Raw genomic sequence first — 17427 nt, 5'->3', positions numbered from 1 at the left:
CAAATACCAGAGTTAAGGAAGGGATTTTCATGATGAGTTTATTGTCAAACTGTACGTCCGGTGGCTGCGGGGCCAAGATAGGCCCGGGGGAGTTATCCAAAGTGTTGGCCGGCATGCCGGTTTTTAGCGATCATAATCTGTTGGTTGGCTTTGATGCTTCAGACGATGCTGCCGTTTATCAAATTGCTGAAAACACTGCCATTGTGTCTACAGTGGATTTCTTTTCACCCATGGTGGATGATGCCCGCTCCTTTGGCCGTATCGCTGCAGCTAATGCTTTAAGTGATGTGTACTCTATGGGCGGGACACCGCTTTTTGCCCTGAATCTCGTTTGTTATCCCGAAAGAATGGAGATAGACGCTTTAGGAGAAATATTACTAGGCGGCGCGGAAAAGATTCAAGAGGCGGGAGCGTTGCTTTGTGGAGGCCATTCCATTTACGATAAAGAACCCAAGTATGGGTTGGCGGTTACAGGGCGTCTTGATCCGAAACAAATCTGGCGCAATAACACACCGGTTCCCGGGGATCAGCTGATTCTCACAAAACCCCTGGGCATAGGTATTGTTATGGCTGCCCTGCGTGGAGAAGTAGCAGATGAAGAAGCCGTTCAAGCGGCCATTTCCTCCATGCAAAGGCTTAATAAATACGCAGCGGAGAAAATGCATAGTTTTCCCATCAGTGCCTGCACAGATATCACAGGGTTCGGACTCTTAGCCCACGCCAGGGAAATGGCAGGGGAAGCCGCATCCTTGGTAATCTATAGCTCAGAGCTGCCCTATATCCCTCAAGCTCGTACTTATGCCGGGGATTTCCTGATTACTGCAGCTGCCCAGCGCAATCGCAATCATATGGGAGGTTTCGTGGATCTCGGCGAAACACCCTTTGCCCTGCAGGAGTTAATGTTCGATCCCCAGACTTCGGGAGGGCTGTTTCTCAGTGTTCCGAAAGCCTGTGCTCAGGAGCTGTTAAGCGCCATTCAGGAAGTGGAGTCGCAGGCTAAAATTGTGGGAGAAGTGCTCCCACCTCAAAATTCATCAATTTTAGTACGCTAAGGAGGAAGAATAAAACATGAATACCATTGATTGTATTGGTCAGGTTTGTCCTATACCCGTCATACGAGCCAAAAAAGCCCTGGAGGGTTTGGGTGAAGAGGGAGGCGTGGTCACTGTTTTAGTGGATAACGATATTGCCCGCCAAAATCTTGAAAAGATGGCTACGGGTCTGGGTTACCAAAGCGAATATGAACAGAAAGAAAACGGCACTGTTCTGGTTACCATCGTTGCTGGGGAAGGCTGTACTGTGGAAAGCTGTGGGACAGATGGAGATTCGGGACTCGTCGTTGCCATCGGCCGGAATACTATGGGGGAAGGCAGCCAAGAGTTGGGGCAAATATTGATAAAAGGCTTTATTTTTGCCCTGAGGGAGCTTGTGCCGCCGCCAACCCATGTAGTGTTTTTTAATTCGGGAGCATACCTTACGAGCAGTGATTCGAACTGTCTGGAGGACTTGCGTGCCTTGGAAGCGGCAGGAACAGTTATTCTGACCTGCGGAACCTGCACCAATTATTTCGAAATTACGGAGAAGCTAGGGGTGGGCGAGATCGCCAATATGTATGGCATCGTTACCACTATGTCGGGGGCAAAACGGCTCATCAATATCTAGGAGGCTTAATGTGTCGTATATTCTTACGTTTGCTAATACCCACGCGGCTATTTTTGCCGAGAAAGCTCTTTTACAGGCGGGGTATCAGGTTGGGGTGATGCCGCTGCCCTCCGGCATTAAAGCCGGGTGCGGCATTGCCCTGCGGGTAGCCGATCATATTGGGGCAAAAGCTCTTTTGGAAGAGAATAACATCATGGTGGCGGCGGTCTATCAAGCATTAACCAATTCTCAGGACACCGTGTACCGTGAGGTTGAATAGTCAAGGATTTTTCTCATAGATTAAAGCTAGAGGGGCAAAACAAATGGAACAGCAAAAACAGGTTGTGGTGCATGACCAGGGCTAAATGAATTATTGGCAGCGATGGCAAGGGATTAAATTTTCCGGATGCAAGTTTTGACTTAGTTCTCTCGTCTTATGTTCTGCATGGGCTGAGTTCTGAATTACGTCAGAGTATATATGCTGAGGCTGGCAGGCTTTCCCGCAGCCAGATCCTTTTTTGTGACTATAACCAAAAGCGCTGGTTATTGACAGATTTTATCGAATGGGCTGAAGACGGAGATTACTTCGGATTTATACGCCAAGGGGAAAGGGAAATGAGAAATTATTTTGCTGAAGTTCATAGGGTAGATGTTGGCCCCCAGAGTGCGCTTTATCATTGTATAGTACAATGATCTATGAAAAACTCTCCAATATTGTTGAAACTGAAAGATAGTGAAGAGGACGTTTGTTGAAACCTATTATCAACAAAAACGTCCTCTCTTATCTTTATCAGACTTATTTTCTTTCACTTGATCTAATAAAACACGGAATAATTAGTACTATTTTGGAAATGCATCGTTGACAGATATATCGGAAGGTGATATATATGATATATCGACTGTCGATAGATCGGAGGTTGATGAATTTGGATAATAGTTCGCCTTTAACTGAAGCGTTATTCTATATATTGTTAGCGGTACGAACACCGAACCACGGATATGGAATAATTCAAGATATCAGTGAAATGACAGGCGGCAGGGTAGTATTAGGTCCGGGAACTTTGTATGGTGCAATTAACTCTATGCTTACAAAAGGTTGGATACGTTTATACAGTGAGGATAAAGAATCCAGAAAGAAAAAAGAATATCTGCTCACAAAAATTGGCAGGGAAATATTTGAGAATGAAGTTAAACGGTTAAAGGAACTAATAGAGAATGCCAAAAAGCTGGATGGAGAAAAGGAGATGAAAAAATGTTAAAGTTCAAGCTCTATTATGATAAAGATGCGGAAGAAGCTTGGCTGCGGGAAATGTCTTTAAATGGATGGGCTTTAAAAAAATTCTTTCTGGGGTTCTATACTTTTGAGCCCTGTGAACCTGGGGAATATAATTATCAGATAGATTTGCTTGATAATTGGAGCGGGAATAAATCGGATTATGCATCTTTTATGGAGGACCTGGGAGTAGAAGTTATAGAACAATGGTGGAGATGGGTATATCTGAGGAAAAAAGCAGCAGATGGCCCCTTCGAAATGTACACAGATGCAGAATCTAAAATTAATTTATATAGTAAAATAAGAAACTTTTTTAAAATAGTTTTAGTTATTGAGGTCATTTGTTTCTTTATGGAATTCACAGCTACAATCCGCACCGGGAATGTCATATTCGGGATTTTTACAGTTTTACTAGGGGCCATATCTTTAGCAATATTAAATGTAGTTTGGAAATGCAAATGGAAAATTGAACAATTTAAATATGAAAAAAGTTAAGATGTAAAAGGTTACTTTGAAGAATAGGCTGCAATAATTTGTTGGATAAGCTCTTGCCGGCTTTCAGGAGCTTCGATTTTGAAGTGTTCAAGATAATCAGCTACTTGCTTAGGAGAACCGCTTCGTCCGACGATTGCATAAGCTAAGTAGAATAAAGAGGTACCCCAATTGATTTTCTCTCCCTGTTTGTTTTTGAATCCATTTTGAGGGAAATTTAAAAGATCATCACCGATGTCTTGAACGATTTCATCGAGTTCTCCAATGGTTTTCACACCCAGGTAACTAAAGACTGTGGTGAGATAGCCAAAAAAACGGTCCTTTAACTCCAGATCAGCGTTGACGATATGACTAATCTTCTGATCGAGTCTGCAGATATGTTGGGACTTTAAAACGTAAGATTTTAGGGATGCCTGATTGATTAGTACCATAGTAGGGGTCTTTTCGATCTGAGCTTCAACTTCGGCCTCGTAGGTAGCTAGGTTGGAACGAATCTTGATAAATTCCTCATCAGCTAATTCCAGTAATCCAGCCAGTCGAGAGAAGCTTCTCCGGATCTCCCGGGGAACGGCGTGTTTATTTTTATAACCTAAGTCATGTTCAATTTCAGCCCAGGTATGTTGAAGGATGGAGCGAATTTGAATTTCCACTTTGCAATCTTTAAAGCGTTGGTACTCTATAAGTTGAAGTCTAAAGGAAGGAAGTTTAACGACATAATGAAGGGATAGATAGCCAAATTTCTCGGGGTCAATCAATTCACGCTTATCCACTGAATTTGAGCGATCCACTTCAAATTCCTCCTCTACAAAACTGGCGATAAGATCCACTTGGTCAGCAAAATAGGTGATAATTCGAATTCCGGCTAAATCGGTGATGGCTTCTAGTTTAGTGTATTTGTCATCTTCACGGTTTACCTTTCTCTTTAAACTTTCTCGGCTTTTTACCCGGGAAGTGATTGAGTGAATGCTGATGCCCTTAAGCTGAAGTATTCCTTTTAACAAGTTTTCGATAACCTTTGTAAAGTCGGAATATACGGGATATACTTGATCAAATTTAGCAATGATGTCAGCTGAGTTTTGATTGGTCATCTTAAAATTCCCTTCGGCTTCTTTAGTTTCTTTATTGGTAATATGTTATCATATTTATTTTGCTATATAAAAGTCTAGCTATAAGCATATGCGCAATACTACCGAAAAGCCGCTACAAAAAAATGTAGCGGCTTTTTATATATGGTGGATATTAATAGAAGGAATCTCACAAGAAATGTTGAAAAAAGAGTTTCTAGAACGTTTTGTAGGGTGTGGTCTTGATGAAGTTAACCCAACGGGTATTAGATATATCGACGGCTATTTCTGACAATAGTATTATTAAATCGATTAACCAAGGGTTTATACTGATAATACCATTAATTATTGCGGGGTCTGCAGCTTTAGTTATTAATAACTTTCCGGTTATTCAGTATCAAGATCTAATGACATCGTTGTTTGGAACTGAATGGAAAACGTTTGGCCAAAGTATCTGGAATTTGACCTTTGGATTGATGGGGCTGGCCCTTTCTGTCACAATATCCTATTCACTTGCTTTAGCTGATTCACATATGTCTAATGAGAAAGTCAATCCGATTATAACCTCCCTAGTTGCTCTTATCTCTTTGCTAACGATTCTTAACACAGGAAGCTCAGGATTACATACAAGCAATGCGGGGGTAACAGGTATTTTCTTATCTATTATAGTCACAGTTATTTCAGCAGAATTATTCATCAAACTAAACAGGTGTATGCATAAGTATTATCTGTCATTTATGGTGGCTGGGGATCCGCTAATACCTAAGGTCTTACTCTTAATTACTCCCTTTTGTTTAACCCTTGTCACAGTTTCATTATTTCGATTACTACTGGCTTATCTGGGTATTGACGATATTAACCACCTTATTATTAATTTAACTAAGAACATATTTTTAAGTATTGAAAATCAGTTTTTTGCTTCAATATTATTTGTTTTCTTGAATCAGGTCTTCTGGTTCTTTGGTGTCCATGGTAACAATATTTTATATTCTGTTTCACAAGATCTCTATATGAAAGCAATAGATCTAAATATCAGTGCCTTATCGACGGGAGCAGAACCAGTACATATACTAACCAAACCTTTTCTCGATGTGTTTGTTCTAATTGGAGGGTCAGGTTCAACATTATGCTTATTAATAGCGATTTTTCTGGCTGGAAAAAAGAACAACTCCTTAAAATTAGCCAAGATAGCTTTTCTAACCTCAATTTTTAATATTAACGAAATAATTGTTTTTGGACTGCCTGTTGTACTTAATCCCCTATTTTTGATCCCTTATGTACTTGTTCCCCTTGTTCTAACCATTATCGCTTATCTAACAACATTTTTAGGCTTAGTACCGGTAACGATTGTCCCAGTTGACTGGACGACACCGCCCCTTCTGGGCGGGTGGCTTGCAACCTCTTCATGGAGGGGCGTGGCTTTGCAGATTTTTAACATTTTAATTGGTACGAGTTTGTACTATCCCTTTGTCAGGCTCCATGAGCTTCAAAAACAAAGGGCAATTTTTAATACCTATGAGCAATTAGTGCAAACAGTTCTCAGTGAAGATTATAGTTCAAATAAGAAAATTTTAAATAGAAATGATTATATTGGAAATATGGCAAATGCCCTATGTTTTGATATTCAAGCAGCTCTTGAAAAGAAAGAGTTTTTTCTTGAGTATCAGCCTCAGGTTGATGAGACGGGTGTAGTTCTTGGGGTGGAGGCTTTACTTCGCTGGAATCATTTTTTGTACGGAAGGGTGAATCCCCAGGTAGTTGTTGCGATTGCCGAAGAGGCTGGAATTATTAAGAAACTAGGTAAGTGGGTTATTGAAGAGGCATGTTTTCAACTGGCAGAGTGGAATAAGCATGGCAGCGTTGACATTCAAATGGCCATTAATATTTCGCCAACTCAATTAAATGATAAACTGGTAGATATCCTTGTAAATATCTTTAGAACAACTAAACTTAACCCCAAAGATATCGAATTAGAAATCACTGAAACTGTTGCCTTTGGAACTAACCCTGAAACCGTAAATTTATTACAGGAAATTAAAAATTTAGGGGTGAGTATAGCTATGGATGATTTTGGAGCGGGTCACGCTTCCCTTTATTATATGAAGCATTATAACTTGGATAAGATCAAAATCGATGGTTCGATTACCAAGGATGTTATTCACAATAAAAGCTGCCAGGATATTATTTCATCCATCACCTACTTGGCGGAATCAATGGCAATCACGGTTATTGCCGAATACGTAGAGACATTGGAGCAAGCGGAGATTTTGAAAAAACTTGGCTGCCGGCAATTTCAAGGTTATTATTTCGCTAGACCTCTTAGCATATCTCAATGTGTAAAGGCTTTTAATAAATCAAAAAACATAAGAGATGCCAATGACCTAGAGTGATTAGAATTGACAATAACAGGGGGAAACAAATTGTCTCAATGTGTATTTTGTGAACTCACTAACATAGAAATTCTAAATGAGAATGAAATGGCGGTGGCCTTTTTTGACAAGCATCCAGTCAATGAGGGGCATGTTCTAATTATCCCGAAAAGGCACCTAGTTAGTTTGTTTGATGCGACCCCGGAAGAAGTTATGAGTATTTGGAAATTAATCGAAGAAGTGAAAGAGGAGCTGGATCATCGCTTTCATCCCGATGGCTATAACATCGGGGTTAATATGGGAGGTGCCGCTGGGCAAACGATTTTTCATCTGCATGTCCATGTTATCCCGCGTTATTACGGAGATGTTCAGGATCCCCGCGGCGGTATAAGGAAAATCAAGAAGAGTTTGGTTCCCTATGTTGGGGAAGGAGAAGAATGACAAGTTATTTAGGAGAAAAGACATGCAATTAAACAATAATTTACAACCCCTTCGAAAGCACTCATGGACAATTTGGTGGGAATTAATACGGCCGCATACATTAACAGCTGCCTTTGTCCCAGTTTTACTTGGAACGGTTTTAGCCAATTTAGAAGGAAAAATGAACTTTAGTCTATTTATAGTGATGATGGTTGCCAGCCTTCTTATTCAAGCTGCCACTAACCTTTTTAACGAATACTATGATTATCAACGTGGTCTGGATACGGAAAAGTCCATCGGAATTGGGGGTGGGATTGTTCGTCATGGCATGAAACCCCAATTAATTATGACTCTCGCTCTTAGCATGTACGGAATCTCACTTATATTAGGAATTTATATCTGTGCCTCTTCGTCATGGTGGCTTGCTGCAGTGGGTTTAGTTTGTATGGCCGTTGGCTATCTCTATACCGGCGGGCCGCTGCCGATTTCATCGACTCCCTTCGGAGAACTGCTTTCTGGTTTATTCATGGGTTTTTTAATCATTCTCATTGCTTTCTTTATTCAAACTGGTTATGTCTCGAGTAAAGCTACTCTCGTTGCTGTACCCAGCGGCATTTTAGTCGGTTTAATTAATCTGGGTAACAATCTTCGCGATCATGATGGCGATAAAGCAAACGGCCGCAAAACTCTTCCAATTGTACTAGGGCCCAAAAAAGCGATTGGCTTTCTGGGGATTATGTTTGCGTTCTCCTATTTATGGTTAGTAGGACTCGTCGTGAGGGGAATCGTTACTCCCTGGATTCTCTTGGCTTTCCTAAGCATGCCAAAAGCTATCTGTGCAACAAAAGGATTCATGGGGAAAAGGGAGCCGATTGCGCTGATGCCCGCCATGAAATTGACAGCACAAACGAATACATTCTTTGGGCTGCTCATGGCTATAGGCCTGATATTCAGTAAATTACCCTTTTAAGTGCTAACAGTGATATTAAACAACAAAGCCCTCAGCTCTGAGGGCTCTTCATCTTATTAATGTCTGTTATAAATCTTTACTTAAGTCTTCTCTGGGGTAATATTAAATTTATGGGAACACTTGGGGCAAGTCACCTGGAGTGTTCCTTTGTTTATGGGTACCCGCATCTTACCCTTGCATTTCTCGCATTCTATAACCCTATGATCGACGAGCTGCAGAATTCGCTGTTGATTGAAACCGACTACTAATTCGTCACCGATTAGAAAAGAAGGAACTCCGCTGACGTTTCTGCGGATTAACTCCACGCGGGCTTGCTCATCACGGTTTATATCCTTTTCGACAAAATGAATTTTATGCTGCGAAAGAAACTTCTTCGCTGTAAAACAATGCGGTCAAGTTTGTGTGGTGAACATAATGACGTTTTTCATAGACGCAGACTCCTTTCCCATATGCGTATGCGCAGGATGTGTTTCGTATCAACGAACCTATTATACCTATTGGGGGTATAATAGGATTATAGAAGAATGCTTTTTCTCTGTCAATTTAGAGACAGAACTTTTCGTAAGCTGTTATTTCCTCTATGTGATAAATTTGCCTTTCCAGAGGAAGGCCTTTAGTGATAAGATTAGATAAGACACGATTTAGTTCCAAGTCGTGTCTGTTTTTACTAAATCAAAAATTTTTAGGAGAGACTGACGAAGTACATGAAACGAATAGGTGAAATTTTCAGCGATTATCACTCAGAGGGCAACCTTAATACTGCTATTGTACAAGCAGTGGTCTTAACTAAAAGTACGAAAACCCTGGAGATAGAAATTAGCTCTGATCAATATATTGAGGCAAGAGACATTGAAGCCCTTAACCGGTTTATCAGAGAACGATTAGGCTTAAACGACTCAACCATTACGGTTACTTACCCTGAAGGAATTCATAGAAAGCCTTTAGAAGAGGAACTCCAAAATATTTTGTCCTTGTTGGCCGATAATCATCCGGTTTTAAAAGGAGCACTTAAAACTTGTGATTATGAAATAGCTCAAAATCAGGTCGTTAAATTTACCTTTAAAACAGCAGTATCTTACTTATTAAAAGCGAGGGGTTACGATAAAATCATCCAAGATGCTATCAAAAGCCTTTATAATGCCACCTATCACATAAATTTTGTGGATAATGTCAGCAGTGAAGACCTGAAAAGGCTGCAAGAAGATACACAAGAAAAGGAAATTCAGCTTCTGCAGGAAGCGGCGGCAGCAACCGTCCCGGAATTACCCAAGGAAGCTGCACCAATCAAGCCGGAAATTAAAGGAGAGAGCGACGGGAAAAAAGGGGACCCTTCCTTGATTTTAGGCAGAAACTCAACGATCAAGGACAAGATTATTAAAATTACGGATATTACGCCGGATGAGGGCAAGATAGCTCTCCAGGGTGAACTGTCCAATATCGAGGCCAAGGAATTAAAAAGCGGCAAGACCTTAATTTCCTTTGATTTATATGACGGCTCAAGTTCCATGACTTGTAAAGCCTTCATCAAACCCGGTGAAGATGGAGAAGTACTATCCAGGCTTAAAAAGGCTAAGGGTGTCAAGCTTGCTGGAAATGCCGGCTTTAGTCAGTTTTCTGGGGATATTGAGCTTATTGCCAATACCATTGTGGAAACAGTGGGCATGAAGAAAGCTCAGCGGCAGGATAGGGCAGAGGAGAAGCGGGTGGAGCTGCATATGCATACCCAAATGAGTCAGATGGATGCTATGAGCAGTGCCACGGATCTGATTAAAAGAGCGATGAGCTGGGGGATGAAGTCCATTGCCATTACGGACCATGGTGTGGTGCAGTCTTTTCCTGAGGCCCATAAGCTCTTAGGACGAGATAATCCGGACATGAAGGTTATTTATGGAGTGGAAGCCTATTTGGCACCGGACAAAAAACCATCCCTATCTAACCCCAAGGGTCAGAGCATTGATACGACTTATTGTGTGTTGGACTTAGAAACCACCGGCTTTTCCCCTGTAACGGAAAAAATCACGGAAATAGGAATCATGAAATTTAAAGACGGCAAAGTCATCGACGAGTTCAGCTGCTTTGTTAATCCGGAAAAGCCGATCCCGGCCAGGGTGGTAGAGGTTACCAACATCACCGATGAGATGGTAAAAGATGCGGAAACCATCGAACAGGTTTTTCCTAAACTGCTGGATTTTATCGAGGGAAGCGTTTTGGTGGCTCATAATGCTGAATTTGATATCGGCTTCTTAAAGCATAATGCCAGGGTCTTAGGTTATGACTTTGATTACACCTATTTGGATACCTTGTCTTTAGCTAAGGAGCTCTTTCCTGATTACAAAACCTATAAATTAGGCAGAATCGCTAAGAACCTTGGTTTCAAAGTGGAGGTAGCTCACAGGGCCTTAGATGATGTGGATACAACGGTTAAGGTTTTTAATGTCATGCTGGAAAAACTTAAACAACGGGGAGCTGAAACCCTGGAGGATATCGATCGCTATGGTACGGATGAAGAGGCGAAAAGAGAAGAGTATAAGAAGCTTAAAACCTATCATGCCATCATTTTAGCCAAGGACTATGTGGGGTTAAAGAACTTATATAAGCTGGTTTCCTATTCCCACTTAGATTATTTTTATAAAAAACCGAGGATCTTAAAGAGTCTTTACAAAAAATACTCCGAAGGATTAATCCTGGGCAGTGCCTGTAGTGAAGGGGAACTTTATCAGGCCATCTTACTGGGCAAATCTGAGGAGGAAATCGAAGCCATTGCCAAGGACTATGATTATTTGGAAATCCAGCCCCTAGGGAACAATGATTATCTGGTCAGAACAGAGCAAGTGCCTGGGAAAGACTATTTAAAGGAAATCAACCGCAAAATTGTGGCATTGGGTGAAAAATTAAATAAGCCTGTGGTGGCCACGGGGGATGTTCACTTCCTGGATCCGGAGGATGAGATCTACCGGCGAATCCTGGAAACCGGTCAAGGCTTTAAGGATGCCGATAATCAGGCCCCCTTATATTTAAAAACGACCGAGGAGATGCTGGAGGAGTTTTCGTATTTAGGTTCAACAAAGGCCTATGAGGTAGTGGTCACCAACCCCAATCGCATAGCCGATCTGTGTGAGAGGATTAGTCCGATCTCAGCGGAGAAATGCCCGCCTCATATTGAAGGCTGCGAGCAGACCATTAAGGATATTACTTATGAGAAGGCTCATGCCCTCTATGGCGATCCCTTGCCGGAAATTGTCCAGCAAAGGCTGGATAAAGAGCTGGATTCCATCATTAAAAACGGCTTCTCGGTCATGTATATCATCGCGCAAAAACTGGTTTGGAAATCCAATGAGGACGGCTATCTGGTGGGCTCTCGAGGGTCTGTGGGTTCCTCAGTGGTTGCCTATTTGACGGGTATTACGGAAGTCAATGCCCTCCAGGCCCACTATCGCTGTCCCAGCTGCCGGTATTCCGACTTCTCCGATTATGGCATTAAAATCGGCTTTGACTTGCCGGATAAGGTGTGTCCGGTCTGCGGCGAAAAACTAGCCAAGGATGGCATCGATATCCCCTTTGAGACCTTCTTAGGCTTCAATGGTGATAAAGAGCCTGATATTGATTTGAACTTCTCAGGAGAATACCAGGCCAGGGCCCATAAATATACGGAGGTTATCTTTGGCAAGGGTACAACCTTTAAAGCCGGAACTATCGGTACGATCGCCGATAAAACAGCCTTTGGCTACGTAAAAAAGTATTATGAGGAAAAAAATCTTACCGTTAACAAGGCAGAAACTCTGAGAATCTCTAAAGGCTGTACCGGGATCAAGAGAACCTCTGGTCAGCACCCGGGTGGAATCATTGTCGTGCCCAAGGGACGGGAAATCTTTGAATTTTGCCCAGTACAGCATCCTGCGGATGACCCCAATTCGGATATCATAACTACCCATTTTGATTATCACTCTATTGACCAAAATCTATTAAAGCTGGATATCCTGGGTCACGATGATCCGACGGTCATACGAATGCTTCAAGATATCACCGGAGTGGACCCTCTAACCATACCCATGGATGATAAGGAGACCATGTCCATATTTTCCTCTACGGAAGCTTTAGTGGTAACCCCGGAGCAGATTAATTCCAAGGTCGGAACCTTTGGAATTCCTGAGTTTGGGACCAAGTTCGTCAGAGGAATGCTTTTAGATACCATGCCTAAAGCCTTCGAAGATTTAATTTGTATATCCGGTCTCTCCCATGGAACGGATGTGTGGCTGGGAAATGCCAAGGACCTAATCGATGCTGGAACCGTGACCCTCAGTGAAGCCGTGTGTACCCGGGATGAAATTATGACGTATTTAATCAAAAAGGGCCTGCCCCCCAACACGGCTTTTAAGATCATGGAGCTGGTACGTAAAGGCAAGGCTTTGTCCAACCCTGAAAAATGGGCTGAATATGAAGCCTTGATGAGGGAGCATCAGGTGCCGGAATGGTATATTGATTCCTGCCGGAAAATCAAATACATGTTCCCTAAAGCCCACGCTGCCGCCTATGTTATGATGGCCTTCCGCATAGCCTGGTTCAAGGTGCACATCCCTCAGGCTTATTATGCAGCTTATTTCACCATTCGTGCCAAAGCCTTTGACGCAGAATTTATGATCTTCGGCAAAGAAAAGGTTAAGTCCAAAATGAAGGAAATTGAGGCCCTGGGCAACCAGGCTACCCCTAAAGACAAGGATATGTACGATGACTTGGAACTGGTTTTGGAAATGTATGAACGGGGCTTTAAATTCCTGCCCATTGATTTATACCAATCCCATGCCACTAAATTCCTGGTGGAGGAGGCGGGCATAAGGCCGCCCATCAACAGCATATCCGGCATGGGAACCGTTGCAGCCGAAGGTCTCTATAACGCAGCCCAGGAAAAGGCCTTTAACTCCATAGAGGATGTGAAGAAGCGGGCTAAAATCGGGAATTCCACCATCGATTCCCTGCGGAAGTTTGGCTGCTTTAAAGGAATACCTGAAAGTGATCAGATGAGCCTTTTCGATGTGATTTAAGCAGAGAACAAAAACCCCCTTTGGTTTTTCCCCCTATAGCAAACAAGATGAGAGGTTATTTTCCTCTCATCTTGTTTGCTTTTCTTCAAGCATATCCTCCCGACCAAAAGAAAGAAAAGATATTCATTTGGAACCGGATAAATACTTAAGCCCCGGTAAATTTTTTACTAGAAATACAAGTTGGAATATTTAAAAATTTAATCTTTGTGTTATAATATTTAGAAGATTATGAATGAACATTCATTCTTACATGTTAAAAACAATACTAAGGAGTTGAAGAGATGTTGCAGGAGACAATGAAAGCTCTGGTCTATCATGGGCCAGGCAACTATAGCTTAGATGATGTGCCGGTACCTAAAATTACCAACCCCACGGATGCTATTGGTAAAGTTACTTTAGCAGCAATTTGTACCAGTGATATTCATATGGTGCAAGGACATATTCCAACCGCACCCAACCCCAAAATTGTAGGCCATGAGTTTTGCGTTGAAATCGTGGAAACTGGCGCTGAGGTTAAACGTATAAAACCTGGTATGCGTTGTATTGTTTTTCCAGCTGTATTCTGTGGCCAATGCAAAATGTGCAAAAGCGGCATGCCAAGCTTATGTGAAAAATATGGTATATTTGGTGTTGGGGAACTCGAAGGGTCACAAGCAGAATATGTGCTGATACCCAAAGCGGACATGTTCTGCATACCCATTCCTAGCGACTTAAACGAAGAAGATGTCATTCTCATACCTGATATGTTAGCAACTGGTTGGTTTGGCGTGAAAAATGCGGAAGTTAATCCTGAAAAAATAGTTGCCGTTATCGGTGTTGGACCCGTTGGAATGTCAGCTTGTTTAATTGCCAAATCAATATTTGGAGCAAAGAAAGTCATTGCCATTGATTTGTTGCCTGAGCGTTTAGAGCTTTTACAACGTCATCATGCCGTTGATGCGGTCATCAATTCAGGCACTGAAAATGTTAAAGAGAGAATTAAAGAGATCACCAACGGGGCCGGTGTGGATGTAACCATCGAATCGGGCGGCGTCCAACAAACCTTTGAACTCGCCACAAGAATTACTAAATTTGGCGGAATTGTATCCACAGTAGCAGTATTTTCTAAGCCTTTAACCTTACACATGGATAAAATTTTCTCTAAGAACCTTACCATAAAAATGGGAATTCATAAAGGAGAAGGTATTGGAGAAATGCTTCAAAAAATTCTAGAAGGTAAACTCGATGCACGTTTTATGCTAACACACAAAAAACCTTTAAATGATATTTTGAAAGGTTACGATGTTTTTGGACACCAAAAAGACGGTTGTGTCAAATGGGCAATAACTCCTTATGAGAGAGATAGTTAATAATCAAGCATCACAAGATTTTATTAGTGCTGTAATAAACAAACCTCTTTACGATCTTACCCGTCAGTTGGAGGCTTTTATTCAGGACATAGATGTCCATCGGGATAAAAACAGGAGTTTAGAGGGGTACAAAACTTCAGATATTAAGAAGAGTCGGATATGCAATTTATCCGACTCTTTTAAGTGCGCCACGCATGGCGATTAATTAGACGGTAAAGTCCATTATGGGGGTGTGTAGCGACCAACCATTATAAGACTAAAGTCATAACAGCTTTTCCCTAGGCTGGCACTGTCTACAATCCTGGATTAGGTGTAATCACTTACCGGAGCAACAATAACTAGAGGTTCAGCATTGCTATTGGGCTATGGACTTTCTTTTGGAGTCTCAAGAAGAGACCGAACGCGAAGTGTACCAATGGAGAGGCGTGTATTCGATATCTACTCGTATGCAACCTATCGGAAGCCAAGTAAGATGCTCAGACCCGAAACAAGCACTTAGAAAGGCTCAAGGAGGAACTTGCTAAACTGAAGGAATTAGACGGAGATGCCCATACCAAAGGCACTTGTCGATTGTATAGCCACATTGTCTACAAGAAATACTTGAAGATCGATGTTAAAGACAATCTTTATGAGTACTGAGAGCAGTGATAAAATTGCTGTAATATAACAACGGATAACTCAAATGCGCAACATAGAAATTGAACCCAAGTGCTGGCATCTTGCAACAGGTTTAGTCATACAGAGGGGCCTAGTTCAGCGAACTAGGCCCCTCTGTAAGTGAAAAATACATAGTTTACTGCAAAGCTGCAACAATCATATCAAACCAATAGTGTTGCAGTAATACAATATTTACTTAAAAAAGAGTCGTAATTCTTAATAAAAGAATATCCAGGCATATAGCTATTTAAGCACATAGTTGTTAATAAATAAAAAATGGCATAGATGTTGCATGTAATATAGAATAATTGCTTTAATGCCAAATGGTTTTCTTGTCAAGACTAACATAACTCAAGTTTGGCTTAAGAAATTTCCAGTTATAGGTGTATCAAGGATTAGTGGGTTCTTGAAAGAGGTTAATGTTGTGGAAAAATAATGAATGAGGGAGGAAATAATATGTGAAAATTGTTGGTATCAAGGGCAGTCACCGCAGAGGTAAAACACAGTTATTATGCTTCAAGCAGTCCTGGACGAGGCCGCTATTCAACCATCTTAGTTAAATAGAATGGAGTTGATAAAATGGCAACAACAATAAGTATTACAATTGATGATTTTGGTCAAATACTTCTCCCGCTGGAAGTTAACAAACAACTAAATTTAAAAAATGATGATTATCTTAAAGTAAGCATTCAATCAAATCAGATAGTAATAGCCCCTTTTAAATCATGGTTTGATGATGAGTTGGATGAGGGATTGCTTAAGGCTCTTCTTCAAGAAGGTATCTTGTTAGACGGCGAATAGCTCATCGAAAATACGCTCAATTAAATCGCCCTATGAAGTAGAACTTCTTCGCGACGCCCTAAGTGTCATAGATAAAGCACATTTGGCTGTACCTTCATTTTTATGTGAAGGAATGATGGAGATTGAGTTGGCTGCGCTCTTTGAAGCTGAGATGCGTAAACGAGTCTATTCCGGCTGCTGCAAAATGAGGGCGTTTAATCAAGATTTATTTTTAGGTAACACTCTCTCCGGAAGCAGTGGTTGTGCGCCGAGTTTTTTTGACGGGCCGGTTGGCGGGAACGGTGTTGCTGTAACCCATCCCCATGGTGCCGGCTGGAAAAAGGTTAATCGCAATGAAGTTGTTTATATTGATTATACCTGTATGGTTCAAGGTACAGTAAAAGCAGCTATTGATATAGGGAGTAAAAGGGTTTAAATTTACTGAAGATTTAAAATATACTGAATGGCTTAGGGGTCCTTTATTTGGGGACTATGCAATAGGTTACGCATGGAATTCAATTCGATATCCGCTGAGCCGAATGTTGAATAGATATAGCTGCAGGCTGCACGAGTTCTTGGTTTCCGTGCTCTATCTACAGAAGGAGGGGTTTAGATGCAGAAAGAAGCTGCCTGGGATACGCTTGGCAATGAAGATTTATCCAAACTGGCCATGGATATGTTTCATCGTATGATAGTACACCATTCATTATGGTTTATGGAAGTGGAACACCAGATGGGTAGGCAAGAGGCTTTAGAGGTGATGGATACCGTTTACCGGAAAAGCTTCAATACGCAAATGCAGCGTTTGTCCAAATTCTTTGGTTTTGAAATGGAAAATGGGGTGCCCAAACCTTTACTTAGTCTGCCGAGGGAAAAGTTGCTCGAACTTATTACTGCTGCCTCAATAAACTGGCTGGCTAATGACGGTATCTGGTTCCAGGCGGTGGAGTTCAAGCATGGAATGTTTGATGCAAAGCGCTGTAACGATTCCTGCTGGGCAAGATTCTCGCCTTTTGAAGCTTGGTCTGTCAAACGTTATCTGGGGCTGCCGGAAAAACCGGGGCTTGCCGGGTTAAAGCAGGCCCTGCAGTTTAGAATGTATGCCGGGATTAATGAACAGAGCATTATTGAGGAAAGTCCGAACAGTCTAGTTTTTCATATGAATAATTGCCGTGTTCAGTCAGCCAGAAAACGCCGGGGTTTAGAGGATTACCCCTGCAAGTCAGCGGGCCTGGTTGAATACCAGCAATTTGCCAGAGCAATAGACCCTGGTATTAAAACCGAATGTATTGGCTGCCCGCCCGATGCTCATCCCGAAGAATGGTTTTGCGCCTGGCGCTTTACCTTGGAGTCAAAAGGAGGTTTGCCTTAAA

The 17427-nt window shown here is 41.8% G+C and carries 16 protein-coding genes and 1 pseudogene; 15 read left to right on the top strand and 2 right to left on the bottom strand.

Annotation, left to right across the window (positions count from 1 at the left end; genetic code table 11):
- The first annotated feature begins 29 nt into the window (after positions 1 to 29).
- The 6 genes from selD to DESOR_RS20320 all read left to right on the top strand — a co-directional run bounded on the left by selD (position 30) and on the right by DESOR_RS20320 (position 3409).
- On the top strand, positions 30 to 1052 hold the full coding sequence (gene selD / locus DESOR_RS20340; RefSeq protein WP_014186475.1) for a selenide, water dikinase SelD: 1023 nt from the start codon (positions 30 to 32) through the stop codon (positions 1050 to 1052).
- 16 nt (positions 1053 to 1068) lie between these two features.
- The gene (gene yedF / locus DESOR_RS20335; protein ID WP_014186474.1) at positions 1069 to 1662 is read left to right on the top strand and encodes a sulfurtransferase-like selenium metabolism protein YedF; all 594 of its coding nucleotides are present in this window, start codon (positions 1069 to 1071) and stop codon (positions 1660 to 1662) included.
- Between the two features lie 10 nt (positions 1663 to 1672).
- Entirely contained in the window at positions 1673 to 1921 is a 249-nt protein-coding gene (locus DESOR_RS20330) for a putative Se/S carrier protein (protein ID WP_014186473.1), read from the top strand.
- 89 nt (positions 1922 to 2010) lie between these two features.
- Entirely contained in the window at positions 2011 to 2334 is a 324-nt protein-coding gene (locus DESOR_RS28340; protein WP_148265396.1) for a methyltransferase domain-containing protein, read from the top strand.
- 233 nt (positions 2335 to 2567) lie between these two features.
- The gene (locus DESOR_RS20325) at positions 2568 to 2900 is read left to right on the top strand and encodes a PadR family transcriptional regulator (protein WP_014186472.1); all 333 of its coding nucleotides are present in this window, start codon (positions 2568 to 2570) and stop codon (positions 2898 to 2900) included.
- Positions 2894 to 3409, top strand: coding sequence for a DUF2812 domain-containing protein (locus DESOR_RS20320; RefSeq protein ID WP_014186471.1), 516 nt, complete (start codon positions 2894 to 2896; stop codon positions 3407 to 3409). Before DESOR_RS20325 ends, DESOR_RS20320 begins: the two co-directional genes overlap by 7 nt.
- A gap of 11 nt (positions 3410 to 3420) precedes the next feature.
- Here the strand turns inward: DESOR_RS20320 and DESOR_RS20315 are convergent, their stop codons facing one another.
- Complete coding sequence (locus DESOR_RS20315) at positions 3421 to 4494, bottom strand: GTP pyrophosphokinase (RefSeq protein WP_014186470.1); 1074 nt, start codon at positions 4492 to 4494, stop codon at positions 3421 to 3423.
- Positions 4495 to 4715: 221 nt separating this feature from the next.
- Here DESOR_RS20315 and DESOR_RS20310 point away from each other — a divergent pair, with 221 nt between their 5' ends.
- Genes DESOR_RS20310 through DESOR_RS20300 form a run of 3 tightly spaced genes read left to right on the top strand, consistent with a single transcriptional unit; the run spans position 4716 to position 8229 of the window.
- Complete coding sequence (locus DESOR_RS20310; RefSeq protein ID WP_014186469.1) at positions 4716 to 6860, top strand: EAL domain-containing protein; 2145 nt, start codon at positions 4716 to 4718, stop codon at positions 6858 to 6860.
- A 30-nt stretch (positions 6861 to 6890) separates the two neighbouring features.
- Positions 6891 to 7280, top strand: coding sequence for an HIT family protein (locus tag DESOR_RS20305; protein WP_014186468.1), 390 nt, complete (start codon positions 6891 to 6893; stop codon positions 7278 to 7280).
- Positions 7281 to 7302: 22 nt separating this feature from the next.
- On the top strand, positions 7303 to 8229 hold the full coding sequence (locus DESOR_RS20300; protein ID WP_014186467.1) for a 1,4-dihydroxy-2-naphthoate polyprenyltransferase: 927 nt from the start codon (positions 7303 to 7305) through the stop codon (positions 8227 to 8229).
- An 80-nt stretch (positions 8230 to 8309) separates the two neighbouring features.
- Here DESOR_RS20300 and DESOR_RS28335 read toward each other — a convergent pair whose 3' ends face one another.
- Positions 8310 to 8657, bottom strand: a complete 348-nt coding sequence (locus tag DESOR_RS28335) for a glutaredoxin domain-containing protein (RefSeq protein WP_014186466.1) — start codon at positions 8655 to 8657, stop codon at positions 8310 to 8312.
- 276 nt (positions 8658 to 8933) lie between these two features.
- Between DESOR_RS28335 and polC the strand changes: the two genes are divergently transcribed.
- The 6 genes and pseudogenes from polC (at position 8934) to DESOR_RS20275 (ending at position 17426) form a co-directional block, all read left to right on the top strand.
- Entirely contained in the window at positions 8934 to 13268 is a 4335-nt protein-coding gene (gene polC / locus DESOR_RS20295; protein ID WP_014186465.1) for a DNA polymerase III subunit alpha, read from the top strand.
- A gap of 281 nt (positions 13269 to 13549) precedes the next feature.
- Positions 13550 to 14617, top strand: coding sequence for an alcohol dehydrogenase catalytic domain-containing protein (locus DESOR_RS20290; RefSeq protein ID WP_014186464.1), 1068 nt, complete (start codon positions 13550 to 13552; stop codon positions 14615 to 14617).
- 414 nt (positions 14618 to 15031) lie between these two features.
- Positions 15032 to 15244, top strand: a pseudogene (locus tag DESOR_RS31060) (IS1634 family transposase); the annotation flags it as partial.
- A gap of 609 nt (positions 15245 to 15853) precedes the next feature.
- Positions 15854 to 16075 carry an AbrB/MazE/SpoVT family DNA-binding domain-containing protein gene (locus DESOR_RS20285; protein WP_014186463.1) on the top strand — a complete coding sequence of 74 codons (222 nt, stop codon included), beginning with the start codon at positions 15854 to 15856 and terminating at the stop codon, positions 16073 to 16075.
- A gap of 10 nt (positions 16076 to 16085) precedes the next feature.
- Positions 16086 to 16490 carry a M24 family metallopeptidase gene (locus DESOR_RS20280; RefSeq protein WP_345788349.1) on the top strand — a complete coding sequence of 135 codons (405 nt, stop codon included), beginning with the start codon at positions 16086 to 16088 and terminating at the stop codon, positions 16488 to 16490.
- A 177-nt stretch (positions 16491 to 16667) separates the two neighbouring features.
- Complete coding sequence (locus DESOR_RS20275) at positions 16668 to 17426, top strand: DUF6125 family protein (RefSeq protein WP_014186462.1); 759 nt, start codon at positions 16668 to 16670, stop codon at positions 17424 to 17426.
- Position 17427: the final 1 nt, after the last annotated feature.

This window comes from Desulfosporosinus orientis DSM 765 (genome assembly GCF_000235605.1).
Classification (GTDB): Bacteria; Bacillota; Desulfitobacteriia; order Desulfitobacteriales; family Desulfitobacteriaceae; genus Desulfosporosinus; species Desulfosporosinus orientis.
This window is presented reverse-complemented; position numbering and strand designations above follow the sequence as displayed.

Excerpts from the sequence above, each read along its gene's own strand:
- selD (WP_014186475.1), top strand. The coding sequence starts at position 30 with ATGATGAGTTTATTGTCAAACTGTACGTCCGGTGGCTGCGGGGCCAAG.
- yedF (WP_014186474.1), top strand. The coding sequence starts at position 1,069 with ATGAATACCATTGATTGTATTGGTCAGGTTTGTCCTATACCCGTCATA.
- DESOR_RS20320 (WP_014186471.1), top strand. The coding sequence starts at position 2,894 with ATGTTAAAGTTCAAGCTCTATTATGATAAAGATGCGGAAGAAGCTTGG.
- DESOR_RS20315 (WP_014186470.1), bottom strand. The coding sequence starts at position 4,494 with ATGACCAATCAAAACTCAGCTGACATCATTGCTAAATTTGATCAAGTA.
- DESOR_RS20310 (WP_014186469.1), top strand. The coding sequence starts at position 4,716 with ATGAAGTTAACCCAACGGGTATTAGATATATCGACGGCTATTTCTGAC.
- DESOR_RS20300 (WP_014186467.1), top strand. The coding sequence starts at position 7,303 with ATGCAATTAAACAATAATTTACAACCCCTTCGAAAGCACTCATGGACA.
- polC (WP_014186465.1), top strand. The coding sequence starts at position 8,934 with ATGAAACGAATAGGTGAAATTTTCAGCGATTATCACTCAGAGGGCAAC.
- DESOR_RS20290 (WP_014186464.1), top strand. The coding sequence starts at position 13,550 with ATGTTGCAGGAGACAATGAAAGCTCTGGTCTATCATGGGCCAGGCAAC.
- DESOR_RS20285 (WP_014186463.1), top strand. The coding sequence starts at position 15,854 with ATGGCAACAACAATAAGTATTACAATTGATGATTTTGGTCAAATACTT.
- DESOR_RS20275 (WP_014186462.1), top strand. The coding sequence starts at position 16,668 with ATGCAGAAAGAAGCTGCCTGGGATACGCTTGGCAATGAAGATTTATCC.